We start from the raw sequence: 14,083 nt of genomic DNA, 5'->3' as shown, positions 1-14,083 counted from the left end.
CAGAGTTGAAATCGGGCGACTCAATCCCCAAATGTATACTATAGTACACAAAAATGAGGACAGATATGACAGAAGACCAGATTATCGGACTGCTTACATCGAACATCATCTATTTATTGGCGGCGGCCTTTATCGTCATCGTCATCCTGAAAGGCATTAAAATCGTACCACAATCTGAGAAATACGTTGTGGAACGATTTGGCCGCCTGCACTCGGTTCTCGGGCCGGGCATCAATTTTATCGTTCCCTTTCTGGATGTTGCGCGCCACAAGATATCCATTCTCGAACGTCAGTTGCCTAATGCGACTCAGGATGCGATCACGAAAGACAATGTTCTGGTGCAGATCGATACCTCGGTTTTCTATCGCATTCTTGAACCTGAAAAGACGGTATACCGCATCCGCGACGTAGACGGCGCGATTGCCACAACCGTCGCAGGTATCGTCCGGGCCGAGATTGGTAAGATGGACCTCGACGAGGTCCAGTCAAACCGAGCGCAGCTCATCGAACGCATCCAGGAAAGCGTCGAAACGGCCGTGGACGACTGGGGCATAGAAGTGACCCGCGCCGAGATTCTGGACGTAAATCTGGATCAGGCCACCCGTGATGCGATGCTGCAGCAATTGAACGCCGAACGTGCACGCCGTGCACAGGTGACCGAAGCAGAAGGCCAGAAGCGCGCCGTCGAACTTCAGGCTGACGCTGAACTGTACGCCGCCGAGCAGACCGCCAAAGCCCGCCGCATTCAGGCCGAAGCCGAAGCCTATGCGACCGAAGTTGTCGCCAAAGCCATTCAGGATAATGGCATCGAAGCGGCGCAATATCAGGTGGCTCTGAAACAGGTTGAGGCCCTGAACGCGCTGGGCAACGGAAGCGGCTCGCAAACGATTGTGGTACCCGCCAACGCACTTGAGGCGTTCGGTAACGCCTTCAACATGCTGAAAGGAGGCAAATAATGGCCGATCCGTTCTGGCTGACCTGGTGGATTTGGCTGGCCGGAGCCCTCGTGCTGGCCATCCTCGAGGTTATTCTACCCGGGTTCATCTTTCTTGGCTTTGCAATCGGGGCCGGTATTACCGGATTGCTACTTCTGGTCCCCGGTCTGACCCCGGGCTTGCCCATTCTGTTGCTGATCTTCGCAGTTCTGTCGCTGATCTCCTGGCTGATACTGCGGCGGATGTTTGCACTGCCTCATGGGCAGGTGAAAACCTTCAACCACGACATCAATGACTGATCTTCGTTGGCGCCCGCCATGGGCGCCACGGTACCTCTGGACGCTGCACGACGGTTTCCCTATATAATTTCTCAGGTAACAGACCCGAGGCATCAATGACTCACCCCAGCGAACAGTTTGAAGGCAGCCCGCTGATTGCACCTTCAACCATCGAGCACCCGTTGTACGAACCCGTGGTGGACGCGTGCCGGACGGTTTTTGACCCTGAGATTCCAGTCAATATCTATGATCTGGGCCTGATCTATACCGTCGACATCAACAGCGAAAATGCTGTCAAAATCATCATGACCCTGACGGCGCCCGGCTGCCCGGTCGCGGGTGAGATGCCAGGTTGGATCGTGGAAGCGATCGAACCCGTCGCGGGGGTCAAAGAAGTAGATGTCGAACTGACTTGGGAACCCCCTTGGGGCATGGAAATGATGTCGGACGAAGCCCGCCTTGAGCTCGGGTTTATGTAAGACGCACCTGTTCGCCGGCTCTTACCGTTTGTCATGAAACGGTCATGTGCCTGTTACCATTCCGTATATTTTTCGACACAAAGTGCTGGCATGTTTGCCGCGCAGGCACCGGCTGTCCCGCTGCGCTTGCTCCCGGGCCACGATACCAGCCTGAGTCCCCTTAAAGACCTGTCCCGGTCCCTGACCGCCCTTGCCCGAGGGCGGTCTTTTCCCGTCGACTGGCTCTAGCTGATTCCGCAAGTCGATTTGATTTCAGCCGCTCTTGCATCCAACTGCTTGATGTAGTCGCCCGAAAGCATCTTCAGATGCTTGTCTTCCGTCCCGGTAACCAACCCCAACAAGGCACCCGCCGGCAGAATCGATACAACACTTTCGACCTGCTGATCCTCGGCGTGCTTCTTTTCTGCAGCGATTGCTCGCAAGTCTCCCGGAGCGGTGGCGCAGTTCACCGGATGCCGTTTGTCGCTGTCTGCGGCGTTTGCCGGGTAGCTCAACGCAACACAAACCAACCCAATCGATATGCTTCGACCAAACATCTGCTTTGCCTTTATTGCCATGTCTCTAAGCCTCTTTCAGAACTATTGCCAAGCACTCCGACCATGTCCTGCACGCTAATGCCATCCCACCTCGCCGATCAACCCGTCACATCCGCTGGATTTGTATCGCCCCTCCCTTGAGCACGGCACGCGTCGGCCTTAGATTAGGCATAACGCGCGAAAACGGAGCCCACTATGTTTGGCATTCCCGGCAAACAAGCCGTAACCATGACACCAAAAGCTGCCGAACAGATTGTTCGGCTTATGAAATCCGGCGGTCATGCCGGACTGCGTATAGGCGTCAAAAAAGGCGGCTGTGCAGGTATGGAATATACCATGGACTATGTCGATGACGCCGACCCGAACGATGAGGTTGTCGAACAGGACGGTGCACGGGTGATGATCGCCCCTATGGCGCAGATGTTCCTGTTCGGGACCGAGATCGACTATGAGATCTCGCTGCTGGAATCCGGCTTCAAGTTCCGCAACCCCAATGTAGTCGATGCCTGCGGCTGCGGTGAATCGATCAAGTTTGACGAAACCTTGGCGACCGAACGCTAAGACGCAGCCTGCAAGTGCACGTAAGTCTCGTTGAACCGCCGCGTCAGATGTTCTCCGGCGCGGATCGTCGTGCCTGACTCCGGAGGTGCGACATTGGTATCGTACGAGGGATTGAAGAACAGCGGCACCGAAATCCGCTCTGATGAGCTGCCCTTGACCCTGTGCTCTGTCGCCTTGACTTCTCCGGCGGTCCAGAATTCCAGCATCTCGCCGAAATTGATGATGAACTGCCCCGGCGCGGCCTCTACCGCCTCCCAATCACCGCCGGGCATACGGACCTCAAGGCCCGGCGTGCCATCGGTGGCCAGCAAGGTCAGACACCCATAGTCGGTGTGCGCGCCGATGCCGAAATCGTTTTCCCCTGCCCAATCAGGGCGTTGTGGATAGAAGTTTCCACGCAGCAACGCCATGGGCGTGTCGAAGGCGGCATCAAAACTGTTCGCCTCCCGACCTATCGCAACGGCAATGGCGCGCAAAACCCGCATCGCAACACCACATGCATCCGAATAGTAGCTTTGGATGGTTGTCCGAAACGCAACATCGTTGTCCGGCCAGAGATTTGGCGCGTACACACTCAGCCCGCGATTGGCATAGGGATTATCGGGCCGCAGTTCGAAACCGCAATCAAAGACTTCCTTGTAATCCGGGTTCGCCTTGGGATCGACTTGCTCTGAACGCGAAGCGCCCCAGCCCCGATTGGCTCCGGTCGCGGCCATGTCGACACTCTGTTTGATCTCGTCGGGCTGGCGAAAAAACGAGCGATAAGAAGCGATCACCCGTCGCACGCGATCAGCACCGAGCCCAGTATTGGAAACCGTCAGAAACCCGACCTGGCCAACGGCGTTTCTCAGCTTTTCCATCTCTGCCGGATCGCGTTGATCCAGCTTGGCGAGGTCTAGATTTTCTATCATGCCGTCCTCAGAATTTTCGTGCGCAATGTGTCTGCACATTTCGTTGTCTGCAACCGGAATTGTCAGCCCTGCCTGCGGGTGATATCCGGGATGCACAACGCACAAAACCGGAGGGATGGCAATGCGGCGCAAGTTAGCGGCAGGCAACTGGAAAATGAACGGAACCGGCGCCGCGCTGAGCGAGCTTGAAGCGCTGAGCGCGTCATACCCGACATCCCCCGTTGAAATTCTCATCTGCCCCCCGGCAACACTGCTGCATCGCGCATCCGCCACGGTCAAAGATTCGGGCCTCACGGTTGGCGGGCAGGATTGCCATGCGGCGGTTTCAGGCGCCCATACCGGAGACCTGAGCGCCCAGATGCTTCTGGACGCAGGTGCGAACGCGGTGATCCTGGGACATTCGGAGCGCCGGGAAGACCACGGCGAACAGAACGATGACATTCGCGCCAAAGCCCGCACCGCCATGGATGCAGGCCTGAAGGCGATCATCTGCGTTGGCGAAAGCCTTGAACAGCGTGAGGCCGCCAACACCCTGGACATCATTGGCGGCCAGATGTCGGGTTCTATCCCGGATCAGGCGACCGGCGAAAACCTGATTGTAGCCTATGAACCGATCTGGGCGATCGGGACTGGCAAAGTTCCCACGCTGGAGGAAATTGGCGAGGTCCACGATTTCATCCGCGCCCGGCTTGAGCGGCGGTTTGGTGAAGGCGTCGGGCGCTCGGTCCGTCTGCTTTACGGCGGGTCGGTGAAGCCCGGAAATGCGGCCGAGATTTTCGCCGTTTCAAATGTTGATGGCGCACTCGTGGGTGGCGCCAGCCTGAAAGCCGAAGATTTCTCGGGCATTATCCGCGCGCTTGAGAACGCCTGAGGGGAATAAAGCTACTCGGCAATATCCTCTGCCCAAAGCGCGGGCTTTTCCTCGATAAAACGTTTCATAAGCGCGATGCAGTCGGCGTCATTGGCGATCACGACGTCGACCCCACGCTTGCGCAGAAACTCTTCGTTGCCGCCAAAGTTCTGCACATCCCCGATCACGACTCGGGGAATTCCGAACTGAACGATCGTGCCCGCGCACATCATACAAGGTGACAAAGAGGTGTAGAGCACCGTGTCGCGATAGGTTTTCTGCCGCCCTGCTTTGCGCAGCGCATCCATTTCGCCATGCGCAATCGGATCGCCGCGCTGCACGCGTTGGTTGCGCCCCTGCGCAACGATCTCACCATGTCTTGCGAGAACCGAACCGATCGGGCAGCCGCCTTCATCAAACCCCGCCTTCGCCTCATCATAGGCAACGCGCAACAGGCGAGTATCAGTGTCAGAAAGCATGAGCAGGTATCCTCTGATCAGTCATATTTCGCCAAGCTGCCCGATGCCGATTGGTGCGTCAACGATCAGGCCAACTTCATCACAACAAGACCGGATACGATCAGAATTGCTGCGAAGATCCGCATCGGCGTCAGCGCTTCACCCAGAAACAGGATGCCCACGGTAAACGCTCCGACGGCGCCGATCCCGGTCCAGATGGTATAGGCCGTGCCAAGCGGCAGGTCCCGCATGGCCATTGCAAGCAAGCCGAAGGACCCGATCATCGCAACGCCCATGATCGCAGTGGGCCACAACCGCGTGAAGCCTGCGGTTTGCTTCATCGCAACGGCCCATACAATTTCAAGCAGGCCAGCCGACAACAGTAATATCCAGGGCATAAGAACACCTCACGATCTGAGTTCGGGTCGTCCCGAACGTTCATCCATGATGGTGAGGTCGTCCTCTGTAAGGCAGATATGCACTCAAACCCCGGTTTCAAGTCACAAAAAACCGGGCGGATTTCGCCGCCCGGTTCGACCGCTCGGTATATTCGGTCTAATTGGTAATGATTTCCGGTCCCATGAACGTATTTGGCAGGAACGTCGATATCCAGGGGATATACGTCACCATGATCAGAAACACGAAGAGCACTGCAAGAAACGGCAGCGCCGCCCGTACAACACCCATCATCGGCATCCCCGCCACGCCCGAGGTCACGAACAGGTTCAGACCAACCGGAGGTGTAATCATGCCGATCTCCATATTCACCACCATGATGATGCCCAGATGAATCGGGTCAATGCCCAGCTCAATCGCGATTGGAAACACCAGAGGCGCGACGATGACCAGCAGGCCTGAGGGCTCCATGAACTGGCCGCCAATCAGTAGGATCACGTTCACGACGATCAGGAATGTCACCGGACCCAGACCTGCCGACAACATCGCGCTCGCGATATGCTGCGGAACTTGCTCATCCGTCAAAACATGCTTCAAAATCAACGCATTAGCGATGACAAACAGCAGAGTTACGGTGAGCTTTCCAGCCTCGAACAAAGTGTGCTTGGTATCGGGGTGAACAAATGCCGTGATCAGTGCATAGGGCTTTTTCAGCAAAGAGATGTTCTTCGCTTCCCCTTCCGTGCTGAGCGGTCCCATATCCTTGTAAACAAAGCTGGCGATGAAGAACGCATAGACAGCTGCAACGGCTGCGGCTTCGGTCGGGGTAAAGATACCGCCGTAGATACCGCCCAGAATGATGACAATCAGGAACAGGCCCCAGCCGGCTTCTCGCGCCGAGGTGAATACCTCACCCCAGCCTTTCCAGTCTCCTTTGGGCAGGTTCTTGACCTTGGCCATGACGTAGATCGTGACCATAAGCATAAGCCCCGCCAGCAGACCTGGAATGACGCCTGCAAGGAACATGCGTCCGACCGAAACCTCAACGGCTGCCGCATAGACGACCATCACGATAGACGGCGGAATCAGGATGCCCAGAGTACCCGCGTTACAGATCACACCGGCGGCGAATTCCTTGGAATACCCGACCTGACGCATCCCTGCGATGACGATAGATCCGATGGCCACCACCGTCGCCGGAGACGATCCCGACAACGCGGCGAACAGCATACACGCAAACACGCCAGCAATTGCCAGACCACCGGGCAAATGCCCTACGCAGGCAATCGAGAACCGGATGATGCGCCGCGCCACCCCGCCCGTCGTCATGAAGGACGAAGCCAGGATGAAGAACGGGATCGCAAGCAGAGTAAAATGCCCTTCAAACGCCTCGAACAAGGTACCCGCAACCGAAGCCAGCGAGCTGTCAGAATAGATTAGCAGGAACAAGGTCGAGCTGAGGCCCAGAGCCACGGCAATCGGTACGCCGATCAGCAGAAGACCAACCACCATCGAAAAGAGAAGTACAACATCCATCAGTCATGCTCTCCCTGCTGCGCGCGGACTTCTTCGATTTCGTCCTCAACTTCGTGGCTGGCTACGATGCGGTCGGCCTCGCCGCGCCATATCTGAAGCCCGGCCTGCACGAACCGGATCACCAACAGCAGCATTGAAACGGGCAAAACCAGATAAGGCACAACTTTGGGCAGCTTTTCATACCCCTCGCCATAATTGATCAGGTCTTCCAGAAACCGCAGCGGCGCGATCATGGGGATGTCGTCGACTTCATAGAAGCTCTGGCTGCGGGCGCCGGTATCGAAGCCGGTCGGGAACCACCGGCCCGAGGTCGGCGGCAAGTCGGCAAACACCGCCCAATAGTCATATGACCCCTTGAGCAACAGCAACGAGAACACCAGACAACAGGCCACCGCCACCAATGCCAGTATCCGGCGCGGCGCTGGGGCCAGCATGTTCAGGATCGCATCAACACCCAGATGCGCGTGCTTCTTTACGGCATAAGATGCACCCAGAAGTACCAACCAACCAAAGGTGAATACCGTCAGTTCCAGCGCCCAAAGAATGTTGGAGTTAAACACGAACCGCGCAATCACATTGGCGAAGGTGACAATCGTCATCAGACCCAAAAGGCACGCAATCATGGTTTCTTCGATATGGTCGACCAGCCCGCCTTGGCCGGGTTTCGCACCAGACATCTCTCTGTCCCCGCATTTTTGTGATGAGAGTGGAGGGAGTGTGGCGGGCCATCAAGGCCCGCCCAGCCTGCGCGTCCATAACTCCCCAGTCCCCGGACGCGCGGCCTGAACCGGGATCAGAACCCGGCGTTGATCGCCTGTGCGGCGTCGATCTTGTCCTGACCGACGTCACCGGCGAACTTGTCCCAAACGGGCTTCATCGCATCGACCCAGGCCTGGCGCTGCTCGGGGTTCAGTTCCCGAATGATACCGCCTGCATCTGTAATCGATGCTTTCGCGGCTTCATTCACGGTGAAGGCTTCCTTGTTACGGGTCTCGGTCACTTCGGCGAGAATCGTCAGGAACTGATCGCGCACTTCGGGATCAAGGCTGTCGAGCCAGTCAACCGAGGTCACGACCAGATAATCGATGATGCCGTGGTTGGTCTCTGTGATCCCGTCCTGTACCTCGAAGAACTTCTTGCCGTAAATGTTCGACCAGGTGTTTTCCTGCCCGTCCACAACGCCCTGTTGCAGCGCGCCGTACACTTCCGAGAACGCCATTTTCTGTGGGCTGCCACCGATGGCTTCCATCTGAGCGACCAGAACGTCCGACGACTGAACGCGGAACTTCAGGCCATTCGCATCCGAAGGATCTTCCAACGGCTTATTCGCGGACATCTGCTTCATGCCGTTATGCCAAAACGCCAGCCCCTGCAGGCCACGGCGCTGCATACTGTCCTTCATCGCCTGACCGTCCGCCGAAGCCTGGAACGCATCCACTGCATCGATGTTCTTGAACATGAAGGGCAAGTCGAACAGACGGAACTGCTTGGTGAACTTTTCGAACTTCGACAGCGACGGCGCGGCCAGCTGCACGTCGCCCTGCAGCATCGCCTCCAGCACTTTGTCATCATTATAGAGGGTCGAGTTCGGATAAACCTCCATGCACATCACACCGTTCATCTCATCGTTGACGCGCTGCTCCAACAGCGAGGCGGCGATGCCTTTGGGGTGCTTGTCAGTGTTCGTCACATGCGCGAACTTGACGACAATCTCGCCATCATCACAGGCGGCCATGCCGGCCGTGGCGGTGACAGTAAGCGCAAGCGCAGTCGCGGCTGTTGCCAGGAATTTCATCAGTCATTTCCTCCCAGACTTCACTAAAACTTCCATCGGGCGCGGGATCAGCGCCGTATGATGCGGAGTGAACCGAATCGGCACTTCACTCTCAACATTTTGTTCACTCGCTGAGTGAAATTGAAATTTCCTATTTTTTTCAAAATATTAAATGATTCAAGGCGCAAGCCGCCACGCAGGCTGACGATCTGTTGTGCGAATATCCGCACAGACAAACATCGCCATGTGCGGGTTTCCGCACAAAATTCGAATCGCCTCGGACGAATCGCTCCTGTCAGACAACACATAACCGCAGCCTGCCTGGGCAGGCTGCCCAGCCCAACGGTTCTGACGGTATGCAAATACCGGCAAAACGGGCGGGAGCAATTCGTTAGCGCCGATAGTCTTCGGGTCGAATGTGATAGCGGGCCAGCTTATCGTAGAACGTCTTGCGCGGCAGCTTCAACGCCTTTGCCGCCTCAGCGGCTTTGCCATTGTGGCGTCCCAGCGCTGCGATCAGAAGAGACCGCTCAACCCGCGCCAGTTGTTCGCTCAGGCCCTGATCCGATGCCTGCGCCACCTCTTCCGGCATTCCCAGTACGAACCTCATGGCTGCAGACATCAAAGATCGGGCATTTCCGGGCCAATCCTGAGCCATCAGCGCGGCGAGGTGATCCGGTGTAACCTCAGGCTCGGCGATACCGGCTTGTTCCGCCGCTTGCGCCACGTAGCGTCGGAAAATGACGGGAATGTCTTCGGGGCGTTCTGAAAGCGCAGGAATGCGCACCCGCATGACATCCAGACGATAGAAAAGATCCGCATTGAACTGCCCCTGCGCGGAAAGCGCCGACAGATCGGCGGTAGTTCCCGCGATAATGCGTGCCTCTGTCCCCTGTTCGATCAGTTCCAGCGCGGCGTACTGCGTGGTGTCCGCCATCGCCGAAACCTCATCCAGAAACAAAGATCCGCCCGCCGCATCCTCACAAACGCGCAGCAAATCCTCTGGCTGGAGGCTGGATGCCGGACGTTTGACAAACGGCCCCTGCCCGACCGGAGACATCAGATGAACAACTTCGGCCACTTTGGAAATCCCGCTGCCGGCCGGTCCGGTCACCAAAACTTCTGCGCGCGTTGGCGCCACATTACGGACACGCTCCCGCAGGGTTTCTGCCTGCTCTGACAGTCCGAACAGCATCCGTGCCGCCGGATCACCCCGTTCAAGCTCGCGTCTTTGCTCCCGATCATGCAGAACCTCTACCCGTGCGGCAAAGGCGCGTTCCAGAACCGCCAGAAGATCAGCCGCAGCACAGGGTTTTTCGAGAAAATCAAAAGCCCCTTGCCCCATGGCCTGTACGGCCATCGGTATGTCTCCTTCACCGGTCAGCAAGATGACTGGCAACTCGGGATCGATCTCGCGCGCATAGGCCAACAGATGAAACCCGTCCCGCCCCGGCATCCGGATATCCGAGATGATCACTCCGTCAAACTCACGCCGGATATGATCCTTCGCCGCAACAAATGATCCAGCCGACACAGGTTCATATTCAGCCAGTTCGAGGGTCTGTGCCAACGCCTCGCGCACAGCGGCATCGTCATCGACCAAAAGCACTTTTCGGATCATGCCGCCTCGCCCTCCCGATATGGTTCCAGTTCAACCGTGAATTCTGCCCCGTCATCCGTATTCGCGCCGCGAATATCACCCCCAAAGCTCTGAACCAGACCGTAGGATATCGACAGCCCCAAGCCCATTCCTTCAGACGAACCAACCGTTTTCGTAGTGTAGAAAGGTTCAAACACACGATCAGGATCTTCGATGCCTGGGCCAGTGTCCCGGACCGAAACACGGATACGCTGCCCCTCTGTAAGGCTGATCGCGATCTTACGCATTGGCCGGTTGGTCATGGCATCCGCGGCATTGTTGATCAGGTTGACGAAAACCTGCACCAGTCGCACCTCTCCACCCCATGCATAAACCGCCTCCTGCGGCGGCCTCCACTCCAATTCGATACTCTCATCCCGCAGCCGCGCCTCGGCAAGCTCAGTGGCGGTATTCAAAACCTGCGCCAGATCGACCCGCCCCATCGGTTCGCTTTCATTTCTGGCAAATGCGCGCAGGTTCTTGATAATCCGCGCCATACGGGCGGCCATGTCCGAAATGCGCCCCAGGTTTTCCCCGGCCCTTTCATCTTTGCCGCGCTCCAGAAATGCAGCGCCATTATCGGCGAACTGCCGAATTGCCATCAGCGGTTGGTTCAACTCATGGCTGATACCCGCCGACATCTTGCCCAACGCGCTCAGCTTACCGGCCTGAACCAGATCGGCCTGAGCCTGCTTGAGCGCTGCCTCGGCCTCCTGCCGCTCGGCTACCTCGCGGCGCAACGCAGTGTTTGCCGCCGTCAGTGCGCGGGTTCGTTGCGCTACCCGGCTTTCGAGCACGGTGTTGGCGTCGGCCAGCGTCCGCCGCCGTTCCGAGGCCAGAAACAGTAATGCGCCGAACGCGAAGCAAATGGCCGCCACCGCCGCCGCCTGCAACCACGCCAAACGCCGTGCAGGGGCCACATCAACCAGCATTTCTGCCGTCATCGCAATCACCGGAAGATCGAGCGTCAGATGCAAGGCCCGGCGGGGGAGATAGCGACCCCAGTTAAGCTCCCAAACCTCAAACCCCGCAACCCGCGTCGCGGCGAAATCGACATTCTCACCTTCCGGCGACATCAGCCCCTGCTGCCCGCTTGCGCGGCGCCAGAGTAGCAGATCCGAACGGTTCGAAATAAAGACGACCCCATCTGCATCAATGAAAAACACCGTGTCTGTGCTGCCACGCCAAGTTTGCTCCACATCCTGCACGTCGGCGATGACCATCAAAGCACCCTGAATCTGCCCCGATTCACCAAAGGCCGGAGCGGCATAAGAATAGATGCGATCATTACCCGCATCCCGGACACCATGCGCGCTCCCCAAGGCGCCTTGCATGGCGCGCTCAAAGGCGGGATGCCCGGACATGTTATGCTGCGCGACCGGTTGTGCCGCAGCCAGAACCTGACCGTCCACATCCAGATACATCACGTTAACCGCCGCCGTCTTGTCGGTCACGTCCAGCAGCACCCTCCGGGCCGCCTGCCGCTGCGCCCGCGTCTCAAGCGCCCGCAGCGCGGGATGGTCCGCCATCAGAGCAGCCACTTCCTGATAGACCTGCATCTGAGTGCTCAGACGGTCGGCTGCAAGTTCCAGATCCGCCTCAGCCTTTTCGCTCAGCTGCGACAAGGCCTGACGATAGCCATAAGTCCAGACAGCCGCCGACAGCAGACCGACTGCACACAGGAAACCGATAATGATCCAAACCCGTTGCATCCCCTAGGGTCTTGCATTCAGCGCCGCCCATGGCAAGTCTGCACAGCATGAAGACGCTGTCCCAATCTCCGACCGAACCGTCATTTGTGCAGAACCCTTACCCGTTTTACGACGGCGCTCGCCAAGATGGCGATCTGTTTTACTGGCAAGATTACGGGCTGGTTGCAGCCGTTTCATACAATGCGGTGCACGCGATGCTCCGCGATCGGCGCTTCGGGCGCGAAATGCCAGCGGAACTCGCCGAACCCGGCCCCCGTCATCTTGCACCCTGGCTTGCGGTCGAGGCACATTCGATGCTGGAACTTGAACCACCCCGACACACGCGGCTGCGGTCTCTGGTCCTGCGGGCGTTCACATCCCGCGCCATCGCCGCTCTGGCCTCGTCTACCGAACAACTCTGCAACGAGTTGATCGATAAATTCCCCAATCGCCCGTTCGATCTGCTGCAGGCATATTGCACGCAGGTTCCTGTTGTCACGATCTGCCGCCTGCTGGGTGTCCCTGAACAAATGGCGCCGCAGCTGCTGCACTGGTCGCACGCGATGGTGGCAATGTATCAGGCAAACCGGACCCGACAGATCGAAGACGCCGCCGTCCGCGCCACGCAAGACTTCACGACCTATCTCGAAGACTACATCGCGATACGCCGAAGGGACCCGCGCGACGATCTGATAACCCGATTGATCGCTGCCGAAGAAGACGGCGAGAAACTCTCGCGGGATGAATTGATCACAACCTGCATCCTGTTGCTCAACGCCGGGCACGAAGCGACGGTGCACGCCATCGGCAACGGCGTGAAGACAGTGCTCGCCACGGGAATGAAACAGCAATTACTGAACCCCGGGAGTGTCGACAAGGTTGTCGAAGAAATCCTGCGTTTTGATCCGCCACTACACATGTTCAGGCGTTACGCCTATGAGGAGGTCGAAATCTGCGGGCACCGCTTCGCGCGCGGCGACGAAGTCGCGCTGCTTCTGGGGGCCGCCAACCGTGACCCCGCTGTCTGGCGCCACCCCAATATCTTCGAGCCGATGCGGGACATGCAGGCCAACACCAGCTTCGGTGGTGGCCTGCATTTCTGCGTCGGTGCCCCGCTGGCGCGCCTCGAAATGCGGATTGCGCTTCCAACCCTGTTCAAGCGATGCCCAAACCTGATACTTACCGAAGAACCGCAGTATTCGGACAGCTATCACTTTCATGGCCTGAGCAAACTCATGATTGAAACCTGACCCCGCTCTTCATCTGGCCTCAAATATCCCGGGGGAGTCGCCCTTGGGCGGCGGGGGCAGAGCCCCCGAACCTGCGTCACCCAACTTCGGCTGATCTTAAAGGCAGCATCGTGGTCGATTTGATCTCTTCCATCGAGAGTAATGCGGTTACGTTGTGCACCCGCACCTCCGAGATCAACGCCTGATAAAATGCATCATAGGCACGCGCGTTCTTAACCCTGACTTTCAGAATGTAATCAATGTCACCGGCAAGCCGATGGGCTTCCTGCACCTCTGGTCGATCCCGCAAGGCTTTCAGGAATTTCTGCTGCCACTCCGCCTCGTGTTCGGACGTGCGGATCAGAACAAAGAACGTGGCCTCGAACCCCAGCGCCTCGGCGTCCAGCAATACGGTCTGCTGACCGATGACCCCCGCCCCTTTCAGCTTGCGGATGCGATTCCAAACCGGGGTCTTCGAGCTCCCGACACGGGCTGCAATCTCGTCAAGCGACTGGCTCGCATCCCGTTGCAGCTCGGCTAGAATTTTCCGATCCGTGTCATCTATCCGCACCGACATTCCAATTTTCCTTCCAATTCAGGACGCAGGTTCCACCAGCCGCCATCCTTAGAACATATATCCTTATTTGCTGGCGCATATGGCGATTTGGCGGGAATATTTCCTATATTGGCATTCAAGTCAATTCAGCCACGAGATGATCCGATGCAGGTCAAACAATCAAGAACACGCACTTATCAGGCCCGGCTTCGCCCAGGCTGTGCACTGCCTGCACGAGCCTCGGTTTTCAATAA

General features: G+C 57.7%; 16 protein-coding genes. 6 read left to right on the top strand and 10 right to left on the bottom strand.

All coding sequences use genetic code 11. The features are described 5' to 3' along the window. Positions 1–65: 65 nt before the first annotated feature. The 3 genes from RA27_RS04375 to RA27_RS04365 all read left to right on the top strand — a co-directional run bounded on the left by RA27_RS04375 (position 66) and on the right by RA27_RS04365 (position 1,692). Positions 66–956, top strand: a complete 891-nt coding sequence (locus RA27_RS04375) for an SPFH domain-containing protein (RefSeq protein ID WP_039535304.1) — start codon at positions 66–68, stop codon at positions 954–956. After that, positions 956–1,234, top strand: coding sequence for a hypothetical protein (locus tag RA27_RS04370; protein WP_039535301.1), 279 nt, complete (start codon positions 956–958; stop codon positions 1,232–1,234). The genes RA27_RS04375 and RA27_RS04370 overlap by 1 nt, the downstream gene beginning before the upstream one ends. Before the next feature lie 95 nt (positions 1,235–1,329). Continuing rightward, the gene (locus tag RA27_RS04365; RefSeq protein ID WP_039535299.1) at positions 1,330–1,692 is read left to right on the top strand and encodes an SUF system Fe-S cluster assembly protein; all 363 of its coding nucleotides are present in this window, start codon (positions 1,330–1,332) and stop codon (positions 1,690–1,692) included. A gap of 224 nt (positions 1,693–1,916) precedes the next feature. On the opposite strand, the gene RA27_RS04360 is transcribed toward RA27_RS04365, so the two are convergent. Next, complete coding sequence (locus RA27_RS04360; RefSeq protein WP_039535297.1) at positions 1,917–2,249, bottom strand: hypothetical protein; 333 nt, start codon at positions 2,247–2,249, stop codon at positions 1,917–1,919. Between the two features lie 174 nt (positions 2,250–2,423). Here RA27_RS04360 and RA27_RS04355 point away from each other — a divergent pair, with 174 nt between their 5' ends. Beyond that, positions 2,424–2,789 (top strand): iron-sulfur cluster assembly accessory protein, encoded by a 366-nt coding sequence (locus RA27_RS04355; RefSeq protein WP_039535295.1) that lies wholly within the window; start codon positions 2,424–2,426, stop codon positions 2,787–2,789. Here RA27_RS04355 and RA27_RS04350 read toward each other — a convergent pair. Further along, positions 2,786–3,700, bottom strand: a complete 915-nt coding sequence (locus tag RA27_RS04350) for a 2-oxoglutarate and iron-dependent oxygenase domain-containing protein (RefSeq protein WP_039535293.1) — start codon at positions 3,698–3,700, stop codon at positions 2,786–2,788. The two genes, RA27_RS04355 and RA27_RS04350, sit on opposite strands and share 4 nt — an antisense overlap. Positions 3,701–3,821: 121 nt before the next feature. Between RA27_RS04350 and tpiA the strand changes: the two genes are divergently transcribed. Continuing rightward, on the top strand, positions 3,822–4,571 hold the full coding sequence (gene tpiA / locus RA27_RS04345; protein WP_039535291.1) for a triose-phosphate isomerase: 750 nt from the start codon (positions 3,822–3,824) through the stop codon (positions 4,569–4,571). A gap of 11 nt (positions 4,572–4,582) precedes the next feature. Here tpiA and RA27_RS04340 read toward each other — a convergent pair whose 3' ends face one another. The 7 genes from RA27_RS04340 to RA27_RS04310 all read right to left on the bottom strand — a co-directional run bounded on the left by RA27_RS04340 (position 4,583) and on the right by RA27_RS04310 (position 12,065). Then, complete coding sequence (locus tag RA27_RS04340) at positions 4,583–5,029, bottom strand: nucleoside deaminase (RefSeq protein WP_039535290.1); 447 nt, start codon at positions 5,027–5,029, stop codon at positions 4,583–4,585. Positions 5,030–5,094: 65 nt separating this feature from the next. Then, positions 5,095–5,406, bottom strand: a complete 312-nt coding sequence (locus tag RA27_RS04335) for a multidrug efflux SMR transporter (protein ID WP_039535287.1) — start codon at positions 5,404–5,406, stop codon at positions 5,095–5,097. A gap of 157 nt (positions 5,407–5,563) precedes the next feature. Continuing rightward, positions 5,564–6,940 (bottom strand): TRAP transporter large permease, encoded by a 1,377-nt coding sequence (locus RA27_RS04330; RefSeq protein ID WP_039535285.1) that lies wholly within the window; start codon positions 6,938–6,940, stop codon positions 5,564–5,566. Next, positions 6,940–7,617: a TRAP transporter small permease gene (locus RA27_RS04325; RefSeq protein WP_039535284.1), complete on the bottom strand. Its 678-nt coding sequence runs from the start codon at positions 7,615–7,617 to the stop codon at positions 6,940–6,942. Before RA27_RS04325 ends, RA27_RS04330 begins: the two co-directional genes overlap by 1 nt. A gap of 116 nt (positions 7,618–7,733) precedes the next feature. Next, on the bottom strand, positions 7,734–8,735 hold the full coding sequence (locus RA27_RS04320) for a DctP family TRAP transporter solute-binding subunit (RefSeq protein WP_039535282.1): 1,002 nt from the start codon (positions 8,733–8,735) through the stop codon (positions 7,734–7,736). A gap of 370 nt (positions 8,736–9,105) precedes the next feature. After that, the gene (locus tag RA27_RS04315) at positions 9,106–10,335 is read right to left on the bottom strand and encodes a sigma-54 dependent transcriptional regulator (protein ID WP_039535280.1); all 1,230 of its coding nucleotides are present in this window, start codon (positions 10,333–10,335) and stop codon (positions 9,106–9,108) included. Then, a complete protein-coding gene (locus tag RA27_RS04310) occupies positions 10,332–12,065 on the bottom strand; it encodes an ATP-binding protein (RefSeq protein ID WP_039535278.1) in 1,734 nt (577 codons plus the stop codon). The genes RA27_RS04315 and RA27_RS04310 overlap by 4 nt, the downstream gene beginning before the upstream one ends. 47 nt (positions 12,066–12,112) lie before the next feature. Between RA27_RS04310 and RA27_RS04305 the strand changes: the two genes are divergently transcribed. Then, a complete protein-coding gene (locus tag RA27_RS04305; protein WP_039536968.1) occupies positions 12,113–13,294 on the top strand; it encodes a cytochrome P450 in 1,182 nt (393 codons plus the stop codon). 76 nt (positions 13,295–13,370) lie between these two features. Here the strand turns inward: RA27_RS04305 and RA27_RS04300 are convergent, their stop codons facing one another. Then, complete coding sequence (locus RA27_RS04300) at positions 13,371–13,850, bottom strand: Lrp/AsnC family transcriptional regulator (RefSeq protein WP_039535276.1); 480 nt, start codon at positions 13,848–13,850, stop codon at positions 13,371–13,373. Positions 13,851–14,083 lie beyond the last annotated feature (233 nt).

The organism is Ruegeria sp. ANG-R (genome assembly GCF_000813985.1).
Lineage (GTDB): Bacteria > Pseudomonadota > Alphaproteobacteria > Rhodobacterales > Rhodobacteraceae > Ruegeria.
The sequence above is the reverse complement of the archived record's forward strand: the minus strand, read 5'-3'. Positions and strand labels throughout refer to the sequence as shown.

What these genes read in the sequence shown, in the direction of transcription:
- RA27_RS04375 (WP_039535304.1), top strand. Translation starts at nt 66, where the DNA reads ATGACAGAAGACCAGATTATCGGACTGCTTACATCGAACATCATCTAT.
- RA27_RS04370 (WP_039535301.1), top strand. Translation starts at nt 956, where the DNA reads ATGGCCGATCCGTTCTGGCTGACCTGGTGGATTTGGCTGGCCGGAGCC.
- RA27_RS04365 (WP_039535299.1), top strand. Translation starts at nt 1,330, where the DNA reads ATGACTCACCCCAGCGAACAGTTTGAAGGCAGCCCGCTGATTGCACCT.
- RA27_RS04360 (WP_039535297.1), bottom strand. Translation starts at nt 2,249, where the DNA reads ATGGCAATAAAGGCAAAGCAGATGTTTGGTCGAAGCATATCGATTGGG.
- RA27_RS04355 (WP_039535295.1), top strand. Translation starts at nt 2,424, where the DNA reads ATGTTTGGCATTCCCGGCAAACAAGCCGTAACCATGACACCAAAAGCT.
- RA27_RS04350 (WP_039535293.1), bottom strand. Translation starts at nt 3,700, where the DNA reads ATGATAGAAAATCTAGACCTCGCCAAGCTGGATCAACGCGATCCGGCA.
- tpiA (WP_039535291.1), top strand. Translation starts at nt 3,822, where the DNA reads ATGCGGCGCAAGTTAGCGGCAGGCAACTGGAAAATGAACGGAACCGGC.
- RA27_RS04340 (WP_039535290.1), bottom strand. Translation starts at nt 5,029, where the DNA reads ATGCTTTCTGACACTGATACTCGCCTGTTGCGCGTTGCCTATGATGAG.
- RA27_RS04335 (WP_039535287.1), bottom strand. Translation starts at nt 5,406, where the DNA reads ATGCCCTGGATATTACTGTTGTCGGCTGGCCTGCTTGAAATTGTATGG.
- RA27_RS04330 (WP_039535285.1), bottom strand. Translation starts at nt 6,940, where the DNA reads ATGGATGTTGTACTTCTCTTTTCGATGGTGGTTGGTCTTCTGCTGATC.
- RA27_RS04325 (WP_039535284.1), bottom strand. Translation starts at nt 7,617, where the DNA reads ATGTCTGGTGCGAAACCCGGCCAAGGCGGGCTGGTCGACCATATCGAA.
- RA27_RS04320 (WP_039535282.1), bottom strand. Translation starts at nt 8,735, where the DNA reads ATGAAATTCCTGGCAACAGCCGCGACTGCGCTTGCGCTTACTGTCACC.
- RA27_RS04315 (WP_039535280.1), bottom strand. Translation starts at nt 10,335, where the DNA reads ATGATCCGAAAAGTGCTTTTGGTCGATGACGATGCCGCTGTGCGCGAG.
- RA27_RS04310 (WP_039535278.1), bottom strand. Translation starts at nt 12,065, where the DNA reads ATGCAACGGGTTTGGATCATTATCGGTTTCCTGTGTGCAGTCGGTCTG.
- RA27_RS04305 (WP_039536968.1), top strand. Translation starts at nt 12,113, where the DNA reads ATGAAGACGCTGTCCCAATCTCCGACCGAACCGTCATTTGTGCAGAAC.
- RA27_RS04300 (WP_039535276.1), bottom strand. Translation starts at nt 13,850, where the DNA reads ATGTCGGTGCGGATAGATGACACGGATCGGAAAATTCTAGCCGAGCTG.